Genomic DNA, 21,008 nt, shown 5'->3' with positions numbered 1-21,008 from the left:
ACTGCCCAAAATCCTTTGACATCCCGTCATAATTCTCCTGTTCCAAGATTGAACTGCCATTCTACGCCGAACTTGTCCGACAGACTTCCGTAACATTTGCTCCAGAAGGTTTCTTGAAGTTCCATGCCAACTTTACCGCCCTCTTTAAGTTTGTCAAAAGCGGATTGCAAGGCGTCCTTGTCGTCGGTCACAATGGCAAGGCTAATATTGTTGCCTACCACAAAAGGCATGCCGGGAAACGTATCGGAAAACATCACATTGCTTTCAAAAATATTAAGCCGGGTGTGCATGATCAGGTTTTTCGCTTCATCCGGAAGCGGATATTCCGGGCTCGGGGGCGCTTCCCCAAAAGTCATTAATTTGGGTTCTTCCGTTCCAAAGGCCTGCACGTAAAACTCTACAGCCTCACGACAATTGCCATTAAAATTCAAATATGCGTCGACAGCCATGAGCAATCTCCTTTATTTTAAATTTGATATTTCTATAATACATCATGTCTTAATAAGCAATCAATCATACCTTCCCTCTATCAAAGGCTTGATGAAATCGGGGATCTTCTGTACTTCGGCGCAAATACAATATGGTATTTGCAGTTCCACTTCGTGTGTGCTAGACTGCTCTTTTCAATCCTTTGTTCTCCTTTGATTTCATGTGTGCGGCCCTCAAACCGGCACCCATTTTATCATCGAGTTCAAAGGAATTAGGGGTTTCTCATACAAAAAAGGCCCTCGAATGATTCCGAGGACCCATTTGACGTCGCTTTATTTGAAGCTCTGGGCTTGCTTGAAGGCAATTATTTGGTTAGCGGCAGGCGGTGAACGCCCTGGCTGCCTCCTGGCGCCGTTCCTATATATAGATATCCGTTATGGCTTACAGCCGTAGTTACGCCATACAGCGAGCCTTCCGGATCTTGCCAGCTTTCGATCAGCTCCCCCTGCGGGCTGAGCTCCGCTACAAGCCCATGCTTCGCCGGTGCGCTCGCGCCGCTAAGCAGCGACTCCGGCAGCTTGGCCATAGTACCGGCCAGCCACGGGCTGCGATGCATCTGATCTACAAAAGAAATGCGAGTCGTAAAGATCCCGACCCAGAAATGACCCTGCTCATCGCGCGTAATATTATCTGGAAAGCCCGCGAGATTGTCCGCGAAAATATCAGATGTCCCCTTCTTCGGACCCTTCAGCCAGTATCTGGTCAACTGATAATGATACGATTCCGCCACAAGCACAAAATCCTCCTCACTAGACAAAGCAATTCCGTTGGCAAAATAAAGCCCCTCTAACAGGACGGTCGTCTGCTTGGTTATCGGATCATATTTCAGCAAACGTCCATGCGGCTTGTTCTCGGCCATTTCTTTGAACATCACGCGGCCATAGGTCGAGGTGTCGGAAAAATAAATTGTACCATCCTGGGCAATATCAAGCTCGTTGGTTAAATAGATCGGCTTGCCGTCCACTTGATCGGCCAATACCTCTACGGTCCCGGATGGGTTTACAGATAGCAGTCCCCTCTTGATATCAGCAACAATCAAATTCCCATTGTCATCGAATTTAAGTCCGTTGGGCGTTCCTTTGGTGTCTGCAAACACTTGAGCCTCTTGCGGATTACCCTCTGCATCGAAAGGAACCATATAAATTTTCCCGTCAGAATCTCCTGTATATAGATTACCTTCCTTATCAAAGGTAATGAATTCCGGGGATTTAGGGGCATCCGTAACAATCTGAGCCGAGCTGAGTTTGTTGTTCTCTTGCCACGGACCCGCTTCCTGAAAAGACGGGGCCGTTGGCGCGATCCATTTTGCCGGTTCGATAGGTGAAGGTACAAGCAGGAAAGTGATCACTCCAAGAAGGATCACCGCAAGCAGCGATAATCCCACTCTGCGTATCCTTTTATGTGTTGAGCGTTTCGGATGATTTCCGCCTGGAGGAGCTTTAGCAGAGAAATCTGTAGTATTAGGCATTAGAGCGCCTCCTATGTCATGGAAGTAAAATTTTAAATTTGAACGACGATTTTACCGAAATATTGCTTTCCTTCGGCCAAGAGCGCGAATGCTTCTCCAATTCGGTTCAGTGGGAATACTTGGTCAATGACAGGATGCAAACCATGATGGGCAATTGCCCGATTCATCTTTTCAAAGTGATCCCGGTTGCCGACTTGACTGCCGCGAACCGTTGCAGCTTTCTGCAAGATGCCGGTGACATCGTATTCCGGAATGGTCAATCCCGATAAGAACCCGACCATACTCACTGTCCCTCCAATGCGAAGCGCATTGATGGATTTCACCATCGTCGCCGCTCCTCCAACATCCAGAACATGGTCGACGCCGCCGTCAGTCAGCTCTAACGCCACCTTATCCCAATCTGGAACTTCCGAATAGTTGATCGTTTGCCATGCGCCGAGAACCTTTGCCCGTTCCAGCTTGGCGTTGCTGCTTGATGTAATGATAGCTCTTGCTCCGGCCATAACAGCGAATTGAAGGCCGAAGATGGAAACACCGCCTGTTCCTTGCAGCAGCACGGTATCACCCGCTTGTAAACCGCCGTATTCGATCAGCATGCTCCATGCAGTTAATGCAGCGATCGGCAATGTGGAGGCCTCCTCCCAAGTGAGGTGATCTGGAATACGGACGATTCCATTTTCATGCAGGACGACATACTCGGCCGCCACTCCGTTCAACGGACCTGCCAGGCTTTCTCCTAATACCTCCGCTCTTGGGTTGCCGGCAATGAATCGTTGCTGCAAATTACCCGCTACCCGGTGTCCTACCTGAAATCTTGTTACTCCTGGGCCTACAGCTACAATTTCTCCCGCTCCGTCTGATACTGGAATGAAGGGAAACTTGATGTCGACCGGCATTAATCCATTCAGGATCACTAAATCCCGGTAGTTGAGAGAAGCTGCCCTCATGCGGATCAGCACCTCCTGAGGGCCAGGCGTTGGTATGTCGAGTTCCGTCAAAGTTAATTCCTCAAAGCCGAAGCCGTTTGTTAGTTGTACAGCTTTCATTGATTTGTCCTCCCTGCAAGATCAGATTGATTACCATTATTCTTATAATTACCGGATCCTTCGCGCGGACGAAGCATGTTTCCAACAAGCCGAAGACCTTGCTTTCGTGTAATGAATCGCGATAACTGCGCCCCCATATAGTTCTGCATACCGGGAACGACATACAGTTTCCCTTCCTTCAACGCGCGAAGCGCAATCTCTACGACTCTTTCCGGTGTGTCTTTCTTTCCGACGGAGGCTTCTTCCGCTCCTACGACATTAAAGAAACTGGTATCCGTCGAACCAGGACAAAGTGCGAAAAATTTGACACCGCGGTCACGATTTTCCCAATATAATGCTTGAGTAAACGATAAGACGAAAGCCTTCGTCGCCCCATATACGGCCATATAGGGAAGCGGTTGAAATCCGGCGGTTGAAGCAACATTAATTACTGCACCTGAGCTTTTGCGCAACATGTCCGGTAAGAACAAGTGGGTCATATCTACAACAGCCGTGACATTGAGCATCACTTCTTCATGCTGACGCTCACCTGACACTTGTTCAAACAAACCATGTGTAGCAAAACCTGCATTGTTGACCAGCAGTTCGATCTCCACTTTCAAAAGCCGACATTGCTGATATAACTCGCTGGGCGCGCCCTCTTTCGCAAGATCCAAAGGGATAACCTCAGCTTTGATGCCATACCTCTTTCTAAGCTCCGATGCCAGTTCCTCAAGCTTGCTCTTTGATCGGGCCACGAGTACCAAATGGCTGCCTTGTTTGGCCAGTTGTCTCGCGAATTGCTCTCCAATACCGGAAGAAGCTCCCGTGACAAGCGACCATTTACCTTTTATTTCCAATATTTATCCTCCTTTCAGATACTACGTTTTAATTCGGAAACATTGTTACCGAGCGGTTAAAAATAATTCTCAACTTCCCAAAAAAGTTAAGAATCGTCGCATTATTTCAGTAACAGTGTTTCCATTGGAATTCATTGTAACGTCCCTTTTGTGGAAAGTCAATATGATCTTTGAACATCCAACGCACATTGACAACTGTCCAACAACTATATAAAATTCTTGATAAGAGAGTCGGAAACCTTGTTTCCTAACGAAAACATAATAACCGAAGGTGATGATTATGAGCGACCAAGGTACCTCCTCCAATACGAACACACGAAAGTTGAAAACCTACCAAGAAGCTCGCTTGCAAAATATAGAAAATCTACGCAAGCTTGTTGTTGATGCTGCGGCAACGTTATTGCAAGAAGAAGGCCCGGAAGCCGTTACTGTGCGAAGAGTAGCGGATAAAATGGATTGTTCGACAAAAATCATTTATAGCTTGTTTGTTAATAAAGAAGGTTTAGCTCAGCAGTTGTATCTGGAGGGTTGTAAGATTCTAGCTGACGAATTCGAAGGTACGCCGCAGGCTGCTGATCCGGCACAGTATTTGCTGAATTTTGGCGAAACCTTTTGGGAATTCGGGCAGCGTTACTCCAGCTATTATAAGCTGATGTTCGGAGGAGCCTTCGCAGATTTCAAACCGGACGAGGAAAGCATGCAAGGCACTGTAACGGCCATGCAGCAATTATTGACCGTGATCAGCAATGCGCAAGAGCAAGTACTAATCCCCAGCCAGTATGACACGGAATCCGTTGTACGTATATTCTGGGCCTCGCTCCACGGCGTTATCCATCTATACATGGGTGGACACTTGGGAGATGTAGAATCGGCCTATGCCATATACAGGAAAACTTTGTCTTTGATTGTTAGTTCGTTGTTTCAAGCTCGTAGCAGCTAAAAGGCATCCCGCTAGGGAATGAGCGAGTTGCCCAAATTAGAACCAAATGTTCAATCGATACTTTGGCTCACGTTGTGCTCCATCTTGCTCTCCCTATATTTCTTTATTGGCAGCATAACTTCAACAATGGTTCCTTTCGGCTGGTTGGCGGCAAAATGAAGGGTTCCATGATGATCCTGTATAATTTTTTGGCTGATCATTATTCCGAGTCCCGTGCCCCCTGACTTTGTTGTGAAAAAGGGGGAACCGATTTGGCTCAGAATCTCGGCGGGAATACCCTTTCCCTGATCCAAAAAACGAACCAATACATTCTGCTTTCTCCGGATAACCTCAACTTTAATTCCGGCTCCTCTTGGGCTCGCTTCAATGGCATTTTTCAGAATATTAATAAAGACCTGTTTAAGCTTGTTTTCAGCACATCTTATATATAGACTCCCCGGATTGCTTTCCATGACAATCTCATTTTCGGTCAAATGCGCTTGGGCGTTAAGCAAGGTTATCGTTTGTCTCAGCAGGGTGATGAGATCCTTGTCGATTAGATCTGAGCTTTGCGGTTTAGCAAGAAACAACAGCTCCCCAATTATGGAATTAATCCGGTCCACCTCGGAGATGACTAAATCACGATAACTTTGAATGGATTCGGTTTCAGAAAATAATAGTTGAGCGAATCCTCTTATACTGGTTAACGGATTCCTGATCTCATGAGCAATTCCCGCTGACAGCTCTCCGATCAGGGAAAAGCTCTCGCTCTTTCTTAATAACTCTTCCGTCCTTTTCCGTTCCGTAAGGTCACGAACTATAGCAATGACCATGTTCTTATTATTTAGCTTAAATATTTTAGAATTAATCTCAACCGGAATTCTTGTTCCGTCTTTAGCCACATGAATCCATTCAATAAAAGTTGTTTTTCCTTGTACAATGGAGCGGAAACTTAGATCGAACTGATCCGCAAGACTTGGGTCCCCAATATCGGGCGGTGACTTCGCGAGAAGCTCCTGTCTGGAATAACCGAGTCTTTGGCAAGCTGTGTCATTCACATCGATAAAATTAGAGACTTTTCCTTGATCATTATATTCAAAGATAAATATGGAGTCATTTGCCTGGTTGAACAAGCGGTAATATTTTTGCTCCGACATTTTATTTTCTGTTACATCCCTCGAAAGGCAAAGGAAAGCGGTGATTGGACCATCCGGCTCCATGAGCGGCGAGATCGTAATGCTGATGCTGATCAGTTCACCATCCCGTTTTTTTCTGACCGTATCCAGCGTAACAGCCTCTTTCTTGTGGTCGAAATGCTGAAAAATGCCGGCCCATTCATTATATAATTCAGACGGTATATGGGGAAAATTCAACTCATATAAATCATCTTTAGACCAGCCGAACAATTTAATAAAAGAAGGATTCACATACACCACTTTTTTATTCAGATCCAAAATATAAATGGCATCAGGACTGTATTCAAGGTAGGAGTATAAGGAATGCTGCGGCAATTGAATCTTCGAGATCTTTTCCATAGGACTTAACTCCCGTAACCAGTTTACATTTCAATCAGACCGTTTATTCGCTATCCAGTGAGGGTTCCTGATGCTCTCTAGCAAACACTTTTCTTCTATTGTACTCTTTATTCTTCTTTTATGAATTTACTTTTTTCACATATCGAAGAAACAAAAAATCGGAGATTCTCATGAACCTCCGATTTTTGCCTATTATTCTTTGGTGAGTATGGCGTAGATTTTCCAGCTGTTATCCGGCATTTTCTTCATCAGGTATTGGCCGTCCGTCTTGATGGTTTCTTCGTAGGTATTAACACCGTTCGAAATTTTCATTTCCACTTCACCGTATACCGAATCCAATACCACTAGACGGTCAGAACGTTCGGTAACGCGGAAGGTCGGGGCTTTCACAACTTTAATGTCTAACGTTCCGCCCCCGGCAGCCATTTCATTGATCTCCTTCAAGGAAGACATACTGTAAGCGAACTGGTAGCCTGTGTAATATTTAAGAAAAATCCGCTCAAGTTCGGCATACTTCTTGTCTACCATTAGCTGTGTTTCTTCTTTGTCTGCTTTCACGGCAAGATCAATCAAATCCTGTTCAAGCGGCAGGTTCCCCTGCTGCAGCTTCAGGGAGCGTTCCAGCATGACAACCGCTTGAGCGCGGGTAGCGCGGCTGAACGGCTTGAATTCGGTCTCGGTCATCCCGGCCACAATGCCGGCTTGGCTAGCTTTTTGAATAGCAGGCTTTGCGTAATATTGCGGAACATCCGTGAAGGTTTTAGGTTGTCCGTCGAACTTTACGGATGATGAAAAAGCGTTGACGACCATAACAGCGATCTCGCCTCTTGTGATCGGCCGGTCAGGACCGAATTCCGTATTTGTGATGCCGCCGACGATACCGAGTGAACTGGCAATCCGGATCGGATCAGCGTACCATTTTCCAGCCTTGACGTCCGTAAAGGTTTTACCTGACTGGCTGCTGGTTAGGCCCGCCGCACCAACAAGAATCGTTACGAATTCGGCGCGGGTAACGTTATTGTTCGGCTTAATGAGGATTGTACCATCGGCGTCGGCATAACCGTTCAGCCAATTGGCATTGACGAAATTATCAATCGCGTCATTTGCCCAGTGCCCTTCAATGTCGGCAGGATAATACTTGTCCAGCAGAGCGGTTTCAGCAGCATGGGCTGACGGTGGAAAGCTCGTGAAAATCAGGAACAAGGGTAAAAGCAGAAAAAGAGTAATGCGATGTAACTTCGGTCTCATCTGGGATGTCCTCCTAATATTTCTATATTCCGTCCCTTAGAATAGCAGAATCATAAGCTTAACTCTAACGGAAATATCTGCTAGCCGGAACTTTTATGCATAATCCCTTCATTCAGCGGGACACTAATCGTTGTTATCTGAAAACTGGAGGAGGGTAAGAAAATGAATACACAAAGAGCTCAAGAGATCGCAGCTTCGCCGATCATGGAACATGTAACCTACGAAGGAACTCCTATCTATATCCAGCATGTGGATGAAAACACCGGTATGGCCAGAATCTATCCATTGGATCGGCCGGAGAACGAGCAAACGGTCCCCGTTAGGAGCCTGATCGAATAATAAATATCAAATGGATTTAACTTCCTGCTATAAGAAGTCGCTTTGGACATTATGTGCCCAGCGGCTTCTTTTTCGAGTAGAGCCTTAGGAAATCGATCCCTGACCTCATCATTTAGAAAATTGTTGACCTATCTCTTCAACAATGCATTCAAGAATAAAGAATACATCTCCCTGGCAAACTCCGGATTGTTGTCAAATATTGCGGTGGAATCAGGATTGTGAATAAAATAATACCGGATAATGTCGAAGTAAGCGGCCATTGCATTTGTTGTAATCGACTCGATGAACACGCCCTCTCTTTTTCCATCCTCAATAAGGTTAAGAATTGCATTATGATAATTTTCATCCTCTGAAAGTTCTTCGGTAATAATCCCCATTCCAGATGATTCCAGTGGAAAATGCACGGAAAAGTTTTTGAATAAAGTAATTTTGGACATCAGCAATTTTTCAAGCTTAAGTTGGACAGGATCGTGACTCGAAGAAATATTCATCGTCCTCGTACAATCTTCATACATCAGCTTCCTCATCAATTCCAGCTTCAGATTTTCTTTATTGCTGAAAAAGTTATAGATCGAGGACTCCGCAACGGAAGCCGCTTTCGCTATCTCAGCGATGCTGACCTTGTGATATCCGTATTGTTTAAACAATTCTAGCGCGGCGTTTAATATAGAATCTCTTTTTTGTTGACGTCTTTTTTCAAAACCGTTCATCGTAACCCTCTTCTTTAGTTATGGAGTATATACATCATTATACTGTATAACTATTGATTTTCAATCGCATAGAATATAAAATCAATTTATGGAGTAAAACAATATTTTTACTACATAAATCGAGAGGGGCTAGAAGGGTATGGAAACAAACAAACGGATTGTGGTTAGCCGATTTGGAGGACCTGAAGTATTGGAACTGATCGAAGAACCGATGCCCAAGCCGAAAAAAAATGAAGTCCTTATCAGGAGCTTAGTGACGGGAGTCGCGTTCGGAGATATTATCCTTCGGAAAGGAGAAGCCCCGTTTCAAAAGCCTCCGCTTACACCCGGCACTGAAATTGTTGGCATCGTAACAGAAGTAGGGCCGAATGTCACCACGGTAAAAGTCGGACAACTTGTTGCTGCACTCCCCTTCTTTGGAGGATATACCGAACATATTTGTCTGCATCAGAAGGAGCTTATCCCGATCCCCGATGGGATTGATCCGAAAGAAGCGGCATCTCTTGTGCTCAACTATTTGATGGCGTATCAGCTGCTTCACCGGTATGCCCATGTACAGAAAGGAGAGAAAGTTCTCATCCATGGCGCCTCAGGAGGGATTGGTACTGCGCTTCTCCAATTAGGCAGGATAGCTGATGTTGAAATGTTCGGTACTGCCTCGCAAGCCAAGCATGCTTATGTATTAAGTTTAGGCGCCACACCTATCGACTACAAAAATACAGATTTTGTTCGCGAGATAAAAAAATATCACCCTGACGGAATGGATGTTGTTTTTGACTGTATGGGCGGTATAAACTTCAAAAAATCATATCAAATTTTGCGAAAGGAAGGCCGTGTAATCGGTTATGGCTCTGGGCATCTTTTGCATACTATAATGACAATCATGTCTCGGAAATTTATACCCGATGGCAGGAGAGCCTCGCTCTATTTTCTAATTTTATCTAAAAAAACAAAACCTCATTGGTTTAAAGAAGATCTGAATACGTTATTTGAACTGCTTCGTAATCGAACTTTTCAACCAATTATAAACCAAATCTTCCCCCTATGCTCAAGCCGCACATGAAATGTTGGAGAACGGGACTGTAACAGGAAAAATCCTCTTAACGATGAACCCTTAGCAAATCCGTCATTACATAAACACAAAGCGGCCGTCCAGAATATGAAAATCATGTTCCGGACGGCTTTATTTTTCAAACACGGCAGTATAGATCGAAAATAAAATCCCTATTGGTGCTATTGAAGGCTTGATGAGATCGGGGAGGCCAACAGGACTGCTGCGATAAACAGGATCTGCAGTAAAGTCCGGACAAGCAGCTTGGGTACAGGCTTGCCGCCAATCGTCAATTTGTTTCGAGCCGCATATACATTTGCAGGGAACATCGCTATCAGTAGAAGCGTCAAGCCAATCGAAGCAGCTAGGGAAGTACGGGGGAGCATAATTCCGATAGCCCCGGCTATTTCCAGGAGTCCCGTTGCCGTCACGATCCATTCCCTCCTTGGGAAAACAGTAGGAACCATCCGAATCAGGTCAGACCGCCTTTTCCCCCAGTGAGCTGAAGCAGTGAGCAGAAACATGATAGCCACCGCCCCTTGCAGTGATGTGTGCCAATTATCGAAAAAAGACAGTCCTAACAACCCAATCAACCGGAACAATAAAAAAGAGGCAACAAGCGCAATAAATGGTGCCATATCAATCCCCCCGTATTACATTATTGGTCTTTCAAAATGCTGACCATGTATGCTGATAGATCCTGAGCAGTTGCAGAAGTGTTCTTAATGGGAAAAGAAGAACGGACGCGCAGACCCAGAGATAGCAGGACGAACATTTCCGCCGTCTTGTCCGGATCAACCGATTCCAGAATAACCCCGTGCCGCTGGCCGCTCACAATCCATTCCTTAGATAAATATACAGACCGCTCATAATAATTCTTCAGCACTTCCGCGACAGCAGGTTCATCTTCCTTACCTAGCAAGTACATCAGAACCTTGTTCGTCACATCATTTGCATCTTCCAATGCCTCAAGATTACGCGAGATTACTTGCATCGGTCCATCAAAGGTTGTCGGGGCTTGTATCACTTCGTTCATGAAATATTTGTTGATTTCTTCAAGCCGTTCTTGCAGCACCCAGGCAAAAATTTCGTCTTTACTTTTCACATAATGGAAGATAGCCCCCTTAGATAACTCTGATTTTTCCATGATGTCTTTCATTGTGATACCGTGGCAGCCTCTATCCCGCAATAGCTCCTTAGTTGCATTAAGCAGCTGCCCTATTGTTTGTTCTCGGCGTTCCTCTTGTTTCAAAGTGATTCCTCCATAATCGTTTAACAAAATTTATTGCTGCTAATAACCTCATTATATAAACCGACCATCGGTTTGTAAATATCATTATTTTCGAAGGTGATTCCGTAGGGATCGGTGATACTGTCTGAATCGCTAAAAAACGCAACCCTTACCAGGCTGCGTAGATGTTTTATCTCAATAGAAATCGTTATGGTGTTCGTAAGTAAAGGAGACATCTCCGAAGGAAGCGCCTGGTATAAAGGAATGAAATCATCAACACAGCAGCCAGGCACAACCCAAAAGGCAGGCTGAGAGATTCCGGCACAGAAAACCCAGGATAGATGGTCATGCCGATTCCCCTAATTCCAAAGGAACGAAGAACCCCTACAATGACAGCAGTCACAGAGCAAATCAGACTTCCTGCAAACCACACGCTAAGAATAGGGATACAAAATAATCCGATCAGCCCTTTATAGATGTATTTCAACGAGCTCCCTCCTATTTTTCGAGCAGTACGGCATTTTGGACATTCGAACCGCTCTCCTTTCACGCCAATTTATTTTAATAATTAAAATATATAACAACTATAAATTATATTCAATAAAATAAATTAGTTTCCTCAACAAAAAAGTACTGACACCCGTGAGTTTGGTGTGCAGTACTTTCATTTGTATTCCAATATTAGCGGTGCATTTAATGCGCGATTTCTGCCATCAGGTGATTTATTTTTTCCAGTGTCTCGGAGATTTTCATAAGTTCCGAAGCCTCGAAATCGTTGAACAGATCAAGGATCCGTTGCCCGCCTTGTTCCGTAAGCACGATCGTAACGACCCGGCGATCCTCCCTCGTCCGCATTCTTTGCAGAAGACCGAGATCTTCCAGCTTGTCACACATCGAAGAAGCAGCTCCGGGCGTAACGGCAAACCATTCGGCTACATCGGTAATCGTTAGGCTTCCCGAAAGACGAAGCTGCATAAGCAGCATAATCTGGTTTTGGGTCAGCGAACCTGGCTTAATAATCCGTTCAATGAAAGCTTGCGAATTTTGTTGAACAGCAGCCATTTGATTCATAACATTGTGAACGGCTTCTTCCCTGTCTTTGATGCTCATGACAACACTCCATTTAGTTTAGTACTTAAAATATATAGAAATTATAATTTTATTGTCAATCCTCCTTGCAGATTGTTTGTTCTCTGCGTTCCTCTTACTATCGTTAAAAATCGCAATTACCTTTTGCCGCCAAGCATATAATGGTAAAAATGATTTGGGAGGTACCACGTGAATGGGCAGCATTTTAAGCAAAATAGATGAGGCAATCGATCACCTGACATCAACCCTTATCCGGCAGCAGCATCCAGACGGGGCTTGGCATTTTTGTTTTGAGAATGGGACGGCCATAGATGCATACGTAATCATTCTCTTTCGAACGTTGAACATTCAGAGCGAAGCCCTTATTCGGCAACTGCATGATCGCATTCTCGCCGGGCAGCAGCCCGAAGGCTGTTGGAAATTGTATTCCGATGAAGAAGAAGGAAACTTATCCGCTTCGATTGAAGCCTACTACGCCCTGCTCTATTCCGGATACAGCCAACTAACGGACGAACCTATTCAGCGAGCCAAACATTTTATTCAATCCAAGGGTGGTCTTAGAAAAGTTACCAGCACCTTAACAAAGGCAATCCTCGCCGCTACCGGACAAATTAAATGGCCTGCCTCCATCTCGTCCATTCCGCTTGAGGTAATGCTCCTCCCTCCATCTGTTCCAATCAACATTTTTGAGTTTTCAGGTTATGCACGAGTCCATCTTGCCCCCATGCTGATCATGGCCGATCGCCATTTCTCTATGAAGACCGCTCAAACTCCTGAACTGCACGATCTTCATGTGAATCGGATCAACACCGGCGAACAGCATTCCCGGGAACACCAAGAGGCTCTGGACAGCATACGATCCGGACTGAACAGATTTATCGGCTCTCCCCGCTCTATCCATGACGCTGCCGTTAAAAAGGCTGAACAGTTCATTTTGCAGCGGATTGAATCGGATGGAACCTTATACAGCTATGCCAGCAGCACCATTCTGATGATCTTCTCCCTGCTTGCCCTCGGGTATGATAAGCATCATCCTCTCATCACTGATGCGACTCAAGGCATTAAAGCTATGCACTGGAGCTTTGACGGCAAAACTACAATTCAAAATTCGCCTTCTACCGTATGGGATACAGCTCTGGTAGCTTACGCCATGCAGGAATCCGGGGTCCCTGATGATCATATAGCGATCCGGCGGGCTGCTGTGTATCTGCTCTCCAGACAGCATCACAAAACAGCAGATTGGACAATTCATAATCCCGATATCCCTCCCGGGGGATGGGGATTTTCAGAAACGAATACCATCAATCCGGATGTGGATGATACAACTGCAGCTTTACGAGCAATCAAAAGCTTATCCCGTACTGATCCATCCTGCCGGGAATCATGGAACCGCGGTCTTAATTGGGTCCTGTCCATGCAAAATGAAGACGGAGGCTGGCCGGCATTCGAGAAAAACACCAACAAAGAAATACTCACTTGGCTCGCCATAGATGGCGCTAAATCTGCTGCTATAGATCCCTCGGAGGCGGACCTGACAGGGCGAACCTTGGAGTATCTTGGGAATTTTGCCGGGCTAGACAACCGGTACAAATTTATCCAACGCGGCACCCAATGGCTGATTAAGCATCAGGAGAAGGACGGCTCGTGGTATGGAAGATGGGGAATCTGTTACATCTATGGCACGTGGGCTGCGTTAACAGGCTTAAGGGCTACTGGCATTTCCTCCAACCATGAAGCTTTACAAAAAGGAGCCAAATGGCTATTAAGTATTCAAAACGCTGACGGAGGATGGGGAGAATCCTGTAGTAGCGACCGGCTGCTGCGCTATGTGCCTTTGGGAGACAGCACACCTTCTCAAACCGCATGGGCCTTAGACGCACTCATCGCTGTCCACCCACAGCCAACAGCCGAAATAAATAAAGGAATCTATAGACTTATCGCTTCATTACAAGAAGACAAGTGGATGACCACTTATCCAACAGGAGCCGGACTCCCCGGCAGCTATTATTCTCACTATCACAGCTACCGGTACATCTGGCCGCTCCTTACGCTAAGTCACTATAGAAAGAAGTACGAACCCGGGAGATTGGAAATTCAACTCCGTTACACGCCTTGAATTAGTTTCACTGCCCCAAACCATCTGCAAGGGTTTCAATGTCCTTTGCCCAGGTTCTTTTTTCAGTAAGAAAATAAAGTAAAGCTAAAAGCGGCATCACAATACCGATTAGAGATGTGAAACGCCAACCGCCATGGGCATAAGACCAACCGCCCAAAGATGAGTCAATTGCTCCGCCAATGAAGTTCAAGTTACCGTGTCTTCAGGCAAAGTCACACAAATTGCATTGTTAAAGAATACAGAAGGCAGACCTTCTGAATTCACGAATGAGTTGTATGATAAAGTAATTCAGTCACAGTCTTTACAGGTGGACACGATTAGCGGTGCTACCATTACCTCTAAAGCGTATCTTAAAGCAGTAGAAGACGCATTGCTCAAAGCGCAAAAATAGTAATAGACCTATGGATTAGAGAGGATGATAGGTATGATTTTTTATTTTTCCGGAACAGGTAACTCCCTTTATACCGCTAAAAGTATTGCTCTGCACAATAATGAAGAATTAGTTTCCATATCCGCGGCTGTTAACACCGGAAATGAATGGTTTGAATACAGCCTGAAGGACAATGAAAGGATTGGCTTTGTATTCCCAATCTATGCATGGGGGCCTCCCAAATTGGTGCTTGAATTTATAGGAAAGCTTAAGCTGAATCAATACCGCGACAACTACATCTTTTCGGTTGCGACTTGTGGAGGAAACATCGGAAATACGATGAAAATAATGGACGGTCGCTTGAAGAAAAAAGGGATGCATTTAAACGGTCGATTTAGCATTAAAATGCCAAACAACTATATTTTAATGGGTGATGTGGATTCAGAAAAAGTGGAAAAAGAAAAGCGATTGGCGGCCGAAGAAACTTTGAAAAGAATCAATCCTACCATTGAACAAAGAACATCAGGAGAATTTGGATTAGACAAAGGCTTTTTTTCATGGCTGTTAACCGGGGTTGTTAATCCAATGTTTAATAAAAATGCGATGAATACCGCAAAATTTTATGTCAATGATCATTGTACCGGCTGTGGTATTTGTGAAAAGGTTTGTAATTGCAATACGATTCATCTCGTGAATAAAAAGCCGCAGTGGGGGAAACGTTGTGCCCAATGCTTGGCGTGTATCCACTATTGTCCATCCAAAGCCATTCAATACGGAAACGGCACCGAGAAAAAAGGGAGATATACCCACCCCCAAATTAGCATTCATGAAATTTCTATGAAGTAAATTGAGCTCAACCATACCCATTTCCGGTCGTTTATCGGACCGTCTGTCTTTATGGTTTTCACGTTGAACGGGATGGTGATGTCCCTTACTCCTTTGTTCGCCAAAAGTGAGGGACCCCAACATAAATTTCTCATACACCTGATAACGACGTCGCCACTTCACGACTCTTTTAACCCCAATATATTCGATAAAAAATTTTGAAGTCCACTATCGTTAGTTCACTCCATCATTATAATATTTTAATCTAGTAATTGACAAAAAAATACCTGAATGTTATATTTTTTAACGGTACTCATAAATTACATATGTTTAGTAGGAATTAAATTGGCTAACTAGAAAGCTAGAGGCTGGATATTTATATATCCAGCCTCTTTCTTTTAAATTATTTTTTTATAAAGGAGCGTAATGAAATGAAAAAAACAATCGGCTTACTGCTTACACTTACCATCGTATTATTAACTCTCTTTCTTGCGGGCTGTGGGAATTCAACATCTTCCCCATCGAAAGACAGCGAAGAACCGAAATTTGTGAATGGAAAATTAACAAAGGAATTCGAGCTCAAAACACCGACTTTTACCGGATTCAACGAATTTATCATTGCTGACTTGAAAGGCTTTTTCAAAGAAGTGAATATCAAACCGGTATATACCGGAGTTCTGGCCCAAGGCTCAAATCTAGCCCAATCCGTTATTAAAGGAGATAATGATCTGTTTGGCTCCGGGCATCCGACCAATATCGCCGTCGCCCGTAAAGCAGGCGCAAAAATAAAAATTGTACTGCACAGTATGGTTGACAGCCCAGAAAATAATAAACTGCATATGACCTGGCTTGATGGTTGAAGTCTGCCTGAAAGTTTGCAATAAAGGGTCCATATAAAATTCGAATCCTTTAAACCAGCCAATAATCAATCCTAACGGAATCGCTATCAGCAGTCCCAACCCAAAACCTAACAATGAGCGCTGCAGACTGATCAGGATATGTTTCTCAAGCTCTCCGGATAAAATAAGTGAAATAAGGGTTGTTATCACCTTAGAAAATGGGGGAAGAAAAGATTGATCCACCCATCCCAACCGAGGTGATATTTCCCAAATCAGCAAAAACACTGCTACACCTAGTAGCCGTCTTGATTCAAATATCATCGTTTTTATTTTATTAAAGTTCACAATAAAAACTCCTTCCCTATTCTAGTTCCATTATTTAAAATTAAAGAGGCAAAGCCCTATCCACAATAGATAGTAATGCTTTGCCTCCAGTATTCTGGTCAACTTTTTTATAAAGTTTTAGATAATCTTCAGCATTATATTCTCTAAAAATATATTTATACCTAGTATTTTTATAAGTTTTATAAACTATAATTATAGTATTATAAGCTGGAATCTTTGTCAATATATACGTATAAATGGATGATGTGAACTCGACGAAGCAGATCGCTATGGTGGAATGAGACAACCGTACTCGTACGCTGGCGATTCCTGCGCCCGGGCGAACCCTTCGGGTTCGGACCCCAAAACCATGTAGATGAAGAAGAGCCCCACTCCTTGGAGTGAGACTCTTCATCTTTATGGAGCCTAGGGGGATCGAACCCCTGACCTCATCGCTGCCAGCGATGCGCTCTCCCAGCTGAGCTAAGGCCCCATGTTAATATATCCGATATGTATAAATCGGCTTCTTCTTGATGTTCCGCATCATGTTGTCCCGCAGCCGACTTCTATATCATATAAAATTACGAGACCCATGTCAACAGTTTTTTTGAAAATTGTTGGAGACCAAATAAGATTACCGTATCAATAGGAATATGCGATAGACGAAAAGGACTGTTAAGCCTGGGCTTACAGTCCTTCCGTCTCCGCCGGATTTTTGGACAAGAGCGCCTTCAGTTCCTTCATGAACATATTGATGTCCTTGAACTGGCGGTACACGGACGCGAAGCGGACGTAAGCGACTTCATCCACCGGATAGAGCTGTTCCATCACGAGTTCGCCGATCTGCTGGCTCTCGACCTCGGCTACCGCGATGCCGCGCAGCGATTTCTCAACCTCGGAGACGATCATCTCGAGCCGCTCGACGGATACGGGTCGTTTCTCGCAGGCGCGGATCAGGCCCCGAAGTATTTTGTCCCGGCTGAACTCTTCACGGCTTCCGTCTTTCTTGATAACGATCAGAGGGGTTTCTTCCACCATCTCGAAGGTGGTGAAGCGCCGGCTGCACCTCTCGCACTCCCGCCTGCGGCGGATCGATTTATTTTCATTGGCCGGACGGGAGTCAAGCACTTTAGTGTTAGTATGGTCGCAGTATGGGCATTTCATGATCCGATCACTTCCTTTGCTAAGATTATGGGTATTCCTTTTCCAGAAAACACCTTTGATAATAAGTAATGAATGCGGCAAGTCCGGCGCATAATACAGTTACCAACCGATAGGAGGTGAACAGAAATGGCACAAGCAAGCAATGGTCAATCCAGCACCAATAACCTTGTCGTACCAAGAGCGAATGCGGCTTTGGAGCAACTGAAATATGAAGTTGCCCAAGAACTTGGTATCACTCTTTCTCCGGATGGATATCAAGGCAATAAAACTTCTTATGAGAACGGTTCGATCGGGGGTTACATTACGAAACGTCTGGTAACCCTGGCTGAACAACAACTGGCAGGTCAATTCCAATAATCTGCCAACATAAGCTTGCCGAAGAAGTGCCAAACGGTCCAGACGGCCGGTCGGCACTTCTTTTCTCATGGCATCGCTTAATGTACAGCTAAAACACGCCCCCGTAGATCTCCGTATATTGATTGTAGTAATAAATGACACGCTGTACATAGTGGCGGGTCTCGCCAAACGGAATATTTTTGATATCCTCTTGGCTTCCGTTCCATGAACCATCCGCGAGCCAGCGCTGAACCGTTCCGGGTCCGGCATTATAGGCCGCAATGACCGCTGTACGGTTGCCGTCGAACTGCCCGGATAAGGAATGTAAATACCAGGCGCCCAGCTCAATGTTGGCTGAAGGCTCGTTCTTGAGACGGCTCATCGATACATCAGGGAGCTTGGCCTGTTCAAGCGCCCACTTAGCTGTATCGGGCATCAGCTGCATAAGTCCGAGTGCTCCTTTTTTCGACTCGCGTCCGGTCTTGAAATTGGTCTCCACCCGGATGATTGCCGCCACAAGATAGGGGTCGACCTGATACGTGGAGCTGTGCTTGCGAATTTCTTCCTTAAAATAAATCGGATAAAACCAGGACATCCAGTTCGTGCTGAGAAACAATATGGCGGTAAAGCCGAGAAATAACAGCAGCAGCACTCTTTTTTTCAGGAGCCATTTCAGCATGGAAGACCCAGCCTGTCCCACAAAACGGCGATCTGCCGCTCGGTATCGGCAAGATCCCCGCTGTTATCAATGATGTAGTCGGCTTTGGAGCGCTTGAGCTCAATATCCATTTGCGAGTTCAGCCGGGCCTCAGCCTGATCCTGCGTTAACCCGTTCCGTCTCTTCAGACGCTCAAGCTGTACCTCTCGCGGAGCATAAACAACCAAGATCCGTTCAAACATATCATCCAGCCCCGACTCGAAGAGCAGCGGGATATCAACGATGATCAATCGCTCAGGCGTTTCCCGTTCCATTGCCTGCATCCGCTCCCTAGTTTCCCTTCGGATTACCGGATGGGTCAGTCCATTCAGAGCCTTCAGGGCTTCAGGATCGTGAAAGACGATGTCTCCTAATTTCGTGCGGTTCAACGTCCCGTCAGGAAGAAGTATCCCCTCGCCAAAATATTCGGTAACGGCGGCCAGCACTTCGTGTCCGGGGAGCATGATCTCCCGGGCAATGGCATCGGCGTCAATGAGCCTTGCCCCCTTCTTGATGAGAAGGGCGGACACGGTGCTTTTTCCGGAGGCAATTCCCCCGGTTAAGCCCATAATCATGTTTTCACCTCATAACAGCTTCAATATTCCTATTGCAATCAAGAGCAGCGCTGGCAGCACCGAAGCGTGCTTCATCCAGGAGGTTCCGGCAAAACGCAGCCCTGTATGGAGCCCCAGAAGCAATATACTGCCGCTGAACAGGGCGATAACGAGCGACGTCCAAAGCGGATTAAATCCAAGGAGCGCAGCTCCAAGGCCTGTTCCGAAAGCGTCCAGCGATAGGGCGACGCCCAGCACAAGCGCCTCTACCGGGGAAATGCTGCCCGATTTATCCATGTCAGCCGAGGACGGAGTGCGAAGGATTTGAACAACAATCCCGAGCCGCCGCAGCTCCAGGGAAAACACCGCAGATTTCTCCGGATCTTCCTCCCGAGTTTTATCCGTTACTGCCAGGCCATCCGGGCTTTGATTTTCCGCGTTTCCCGGCATCCCGCCAGTTTCCCCTTCCGTTCTCTCATCATCCCTTTGCACTACCAGCTGTACCAGCGACCAGCAGCCCATGATAAGGATAATCACCGCCCCGATCAGGGAAGCGATATGTGGCGAGACGACTTTGGACAGCAGCACGCCAACCTGCATCGAGACGCACATCACAACTCCGGAACAGAGCGAGATAATGAGTACGGAGGGCAGAGGTATTTTCAATTTGCGCAATCCGTATGTAATGCCGACACCGAAACCGTCCAGACTCAGAGCAAATGCCAACAGCAGCAGTGAAAAAATGGGGCTGATCACCCGCAATCCCTCCCGTGAAGAACCGAAACCTCCGATGCATAAAGACGGAAGTCGTCGAGTCACAAATGTAGCATTCTTCACACAGTATATGGGCGGTATGGGCTATGGGTGTCAACCTTTATGAAAGAATGTAAAACGCGAAGAAAACCGGAGGAATTCAGCGAAAAACTCCCCCGCAAAATACGGCTTTTGCCTACAAAATCTTCATCCTAAGCAGAGGTCTTCACATTAAAAGCAGCGGCTGGCAGCTTGGACAAAAATGCGTCCCGCGTCCGCCGACTACGCTCTTCTCAACCACGGACCCGCAGGAATAACAGGCTTGATCTTTGCGGCCGTAGATCAGCAGCTTGTGCTGATAGCTTCCGCTCACTCCCTGGCCGTTCACATAAGATTTGACGGATGAGCCGCCGGCATTTACCGCTTCCGTCAGCGTGGCGACAATCGCCTGATGCAGCCGGTTCAGTTGCTCTGCAGTCAGTGATTTGGCAGCCGTCTCCGGATGAATACCGGCCCGATGCAGGGACTCATCCACATAAATATTGCCGATGCCGACCACATATGCCTGATTGAGCAGCAGAGGCTTGATTTTTGTATTTTTCCCGGCTACCAGATCCTTAAACGCTTCGGGTGTAAATTCCGGGTCCAGCGGTTCCAGTCCCAGCTTGTTCAGCGGAGGAAGGCTGAGATCATCTCCAGGCAGGAACAAATCCATGGTGCCGAACTGCCTTACGTCCGTATAGCGCAGCTCAGTCCCATCCTCAAAATGAAAAATCACATGTGTATGTTTATCTAAAGGCTCTTCCGCAGCATACAATCCGTACCGGCCTTCCATCCGCAGATGGGAGACAAGCACCAGACCGTCCAGCAGAAAGCGCAAAAATTTGCCGCGGCGCTCCACACGCTCGATCGTATGGCCTTCCAGCATAGTTTCAAATACTCGAATATCGTCCGGACGCCGGATAATACGCGGCAGCCGGACGGTGACTTTCTGTATCTTTTTTCCTTGCACCAAGGTGTTCAGTGTTCTCTTGACGGTCTCTACTTCCGGTAATTCCGGCATGAT

24 protein-coding genes, 1 tRNA gene and 1 pseudogene are annotated in these 21,008 nt (G+C 45.8%); 8 read left to right on the top strand and 18 right to left on the bottom strand.

Going from position 1 to position 21,008, the window contains the following annotated elements; all coding sequences use genetic code 11:
- Positions 1–26: 26 nt before the first annotated feature.
- From PDUR_RS09610 to PDUR_RS09595, 5 genes and pseudogenes are all read right to left on the bottom strand, one after another.
- On the bottom strand, positions 27–449 hold the full coding sequence (locus PDUR_RS09610; RefSeq protein WP_042206082.1) for a VOC family protein: 423 nt from the start codon (positions 447–449) through the stop codon (positions 27–29).
- 95 nt (positions 450–544) lie between these two features.
- Positions 545–628, bottom strand: a pseudogene (locus PDUR_RS27900) (IS200/IS605 family transposase); the annotation flags it as partial.
- Positions 629–793: 165 nt separating this feature from the next.
- Positions 794–1,957 (bottom strand): SMP-30/gluconolactonase/LRE family protein, encoded by a 1,164-nt coding sequence (locus PDUR_RS09605; RefSeq protein ID WP_052410146.1) that lies wholly within the window; start codon positions 1,955–1,957, stop codon positions 794–796.
- Positions 1,958–1,989: 32 nt separating this feature from the next.
- On the bottom strand, positions 1,990–3,003 hold the full coding sequence (locus PDUR_RS09600) for a zinc-dependent alcohol dehydrogenase family protein (protein WP_042206081.1): 1,014 nt from the start codon (positions 3,001–3,003) through the stop codon (positions 1,990–1,992).
- On the bottom strand, positions 3,000–3,845 hold the full coding sequence (locus PDUR_RS09595; RefSeq protein WP_407944316.1) for an SDR family NAD(P)-dependent oxidoreductase: 846 nt from the start codon (positions 3,843–3,845) through the stop codon (positions 3,000–3,002). Before PDUR_RS09595 ends, PDUR_RS09600 begins: the two co-directional genes overlap by 4 nt.
- A 277-nt stretch (positions 3,846–4,122) precedes the next feature.
- Between PDUR_RS09595 and PDUR_RS09590 the strand changes: the two genes are divergently transcribed.
- Positions 4,123–4,782 (top strand): TetR/AcrR family transcriptional regulator, encoded by a 660-nt coding sequence (locus tag PDUR_RS09590; protein ID WP_042206079.1) that lies wholly within the window; start codon positions 4,123–4,125, stop codon positions 4,780–4,782.
- Positions 4,783–4,832: 50 nt separating this feature from the next.
- Here PDUR_RS09590 and PDUR_RS09585 read toward each other — a convergent pair whose 3' ends face one another.
- Both PDUR_RS09585 and PDUR_RS09580 read right to left on the bottom strand, forming a co-directional pair.
- On the bottom strand, positions 4,833–6,296 hold the full coding sequence (locus PDUR_RS09585) for a PAS domain S-box protein (RefSeq protein ID WP_042206078.1): 1,464 nt from the start codon (positions 6,294–6,296) through the stop codon (positions 4,833–4,835).
- 192 nt (positions 6,297–6,488) lie between these two features.
- A complete protein-coding gene (locus PDUR_RS09580; RefSeq protein WP_042206077.1) occupies positions 6,489–7,544 on the bottom strand; it encodes an S-layer homology domain-containing protein in 1,056 nt (351 codons plus the stop codon).
- 162 nt (positions 7,545–7,706) lie between these two features.
- Here PDUR_RS09580 and PDUR_RS09575 point away from each other — a divergent pair, with 162 nt between their 5' ends.
- Positions 7,707–7,883, top strand: coding sequence for a small acid-soluble spore protein H (locus PDUR_RS09575; RefSeq protein WP_042206076.1), 177 nt, complete (start codon positions 7,707–7,709; stop codon positions 7,881–7,883).
- A 128-nt stretch (positions 7,884–8,011) separates the two neighbouring features.
- On the opposite strand, the gene PDUR_RS09570 is transcribed toward PDUR_RS09575, so the two are convergent.
- The gene (locus tag PDUR_RS09570) at positions 8,012–8,593 is read right to left on the bottom strand and encodes a TetR/AcrR family transcriptional regulator (RefSeq protein WP_042206075.1); all 582 of its coding nucleotides are present in this window, start codon (positions 8,591–8,593) and stop codon (positions 8,012–8,014) included.
- Between the two features lie 139 nt (positions 8,594–8,732).
- Between PDUR_RS09570 and PDUR_RS09565 the strand changes: the two genes are divergently transcribed.
- On the top strand, positions 8,733–9,656 hold the full coding sequence (locus PDUR_RS09565) for a medium chain dehydrogenase/reductase family protein (RefSeq protein WP_081949455.1): 924 nt from the start codon (positions 8,733–8,735) through the stop codon (positions 9,654–9,656).
- 170 nt (positions 9,657–9,826) lie between these two features.
- On the opposite strand, the gene PDUR_RS09560 is transcribed toward PDUR_RS09565, so the two are convergent.
- From PDUR_RS09560 to PDUR_RS09550, 3 genes are all read right to left on the bottom strand, one after another.
- Complete coding sequence (locus PDUR_RS09560) at positions 9,827–10,282, bottom strand: DoxX family protein (RefSeq protein ID WP_042206074.1); 456 nt, start codon at positions 10,280–10,282, stop codon at positions 9,827–9,829.
- A 20-nt stretch (positions 10,283–10,302) separates the two neighbouring features.
- On the bottom strand, positions 10,303–10,896 hold the full coding sequence (locus PDUR_RS09555) for a TetR/AcrR family transcriptional regulator (RefSeq protein WP_042206073.1): 594 nt from the start codon (positions 10,894–10,896) through the stop codon (positions 10,303–10,305).
- Positions 10,897–11,568: 672 nt separating this feature from the next.
- A complete protein-coding gene (locus PDUR_RS09550) occupies positions 11,569–11,985 on the bottom strand; it encodes a MarR family winged helix-turn-helix transcriptional regulator (RefSeq protein ID WP_042206072.1) in 417 nt (138 codons plus the stop codon).
- 172 nt (positions 11,986–12,157) lie between these two features.
- Between PDUR_RS09550 and shc the strand changes: the two genes are divergently transcribed.
- Entirely contained in the window at positions 12,158–14,080 is a 1,923-nt protein-coding gene (gene shc / locus PDUR_RS09545; protein WP_042206071.1) for a squalene--hopene cyclase, read from the top strand.
- A 7-nt stretch (positions 14,081–14,087) separates the two neighbouring features.
- On the opposite strand, the gene PDUR_RS27895 is transcribed toward shc, so the two are convergent.
- Complete coding sequence (locus PDUR_RS27895) at positions 14,088–14,270, bottom strand: hypothetical protein (RefSeq protein ID WP_081949454.1); 183 nt, start codon at positions 14,268–14,270, stop codon at positions 14,088–14,090.
- Positions 14,271–14,276: 6 nt separating this feature from the next.
- Between PDUR_RS27895 and PDUR_RS27890 the strand changes: the two genes are divergently transcribed.
- From PDUR_RS27890 to PDUR_RS09535, 3 genes are all read left to right on the top strand, one after another.
- On the top strand, positions 14,277–14,471 hold the full coding sequence (locus PDUR_RS27890; RefSeq protein ID WP_081949453.1) for an FMN-binding protein: 195 nt from the start codon (positions 14,277–14,279) through the stop codon (positions 14,469–14,471).
- A gap of 33 nt (positions 14,472–14,504) precedes the next feature.
- Positions 14,505–15,296 (top strand): EFR1 family ferrodoxin, encoded by a 792-nt coding sequence (locus tag PDUR_RS09540; protein WP_042206069.1) that lies wholly within the window; start codon positions 14,505–14,507, stop codon positions 15,294–15,296.
- Between the two features lie 410 nt (positions 15,297–15,706).
- On the top strand, positions 15,707–16,135 hold the full coding sequence (locus tag PDUR_RS09535) for a substrate-binding domain-containing protein (protein ID WP_052410144.1): 429 nt from the start codon (positions 15,707–15,709) through the stop codon (positions 16,133–16,135).
- A 723-nt stretch (positions 16,136–16,858) separates the two neighbouring features.
- Here the strand turns inward: PDUR_RS09535 and PDUR_RS09530 are convergent.
- Positions 16,859–16,931 (bottom strand) — tRNA-Ala (locus PDUR_RS09530).
- Between the two features lie 194 nt (positions 16,932–17,125).
- Entirely contained in the window at positions 17,126–17,602 is a 477-nt protein-coding gene (gene nrdR, locus PDUR_RS09525) for a transcriptional regulator NrdR (protein WP_042206068.1), read from the bottom strand.
- Between the two features lie 126 nt (positions 17,603–17,728).
- On the opposite strand from nrdR, the gene PDUR_RS09520 reads away from it, so the two are divergent.
- Positions 17,729–17,959 carry an alpha/beta-type small acid-soluble spore protein gene (locus tag PDUR_RS09520; RefSeq protein ID WP_025334221.1) on the top strand — a complete coding sequence of 77 codons (231 nt, stop codon included), beginning with the start codon at positions 17,729–17,731 and terminating at the stop codon, positions 17,957–17,959.
- Between the two features lie 88 nt (positions 17,960–18,047).
- On the opposite strand, the gene PDUR_RS09515 is transcribed toward PDUR_RS09520, so the two are convergent.
- The 4 genes from PDUR_RS09515 to mutM all read right to left on the bottom strand — a co-directional run bounded on the left by PDUR_RS09515 (position 18,048) and on the right by mutM (position 21,005).
- On the bottom strand, positions 18,048–18,617 hold the full coding sequence (locus PDUR_RS09515) for a lytic transglycosylase domain-containing protein (protein ID WP_407944293.1): 570 nt from the start codon (positions 18,615–18,617) through the stop codon (positions 18,048–18,050).
- Complete coding sequence (gene coaE / locus PDUR_RS09510) at positions 18,611–19,210, bottom strand: dephospho-CoA kinase (RefSeq protein WP_042206067.1); 600 nt, start codon at positions 19,208–19,210, stop codon at positions 18,611–18,613. Before coaE ends, PDUR_RS09515 begins: the two co-directional genes overlap by 7 nt.
- A gap of 9 nt (positions 19,211–19,219) precedes the next feature.
- Positions 19,220–19,945, bottom strand: coding sequence for an MntP/YtaF family protein (locus PDUR_RS09505; protein WP_052410143.1), 726 nt, complete (start codon positions 19,943–19,945; stop codon positions 19,220–19,222).
- A gap of 223 nt (positions 19,946–20,168) precedes the next feature.
- The gene (mutM, locus tag PDUR_RS09500) at positions 20,169–21,005 is read right to left on the bottom strand and encodes a DNA-formamidopyrimidine glycosylase (RefSeq protein ID WP_042206065.1); all 837 of its coding nucleotides are present in this window, start codon (positions 21,003–21,005) and stop codon (positions 20,169–20,171) included.
- Between the last annotated feature and the right edge of the window lie 3 nt (positions 21,006–21,008).

Origin of the sequence: Paenibacillus durus (assembly GCF_000756615.1) — a bacterium.
In the GTDB taxonomy this organism is placed as follows: domain Bacteria; phylum Bacillota; class Bacilli; order Paenibacillales; family Paenibacillaceae; genus Paenibacillus_AQ; species Paenibacillus_AQ durus.
The sequence above is the reverse complement of the archived record's forward strand: the minus strand, read 5'-3'. Positions and strand labels throughout refer to the sequence as shown.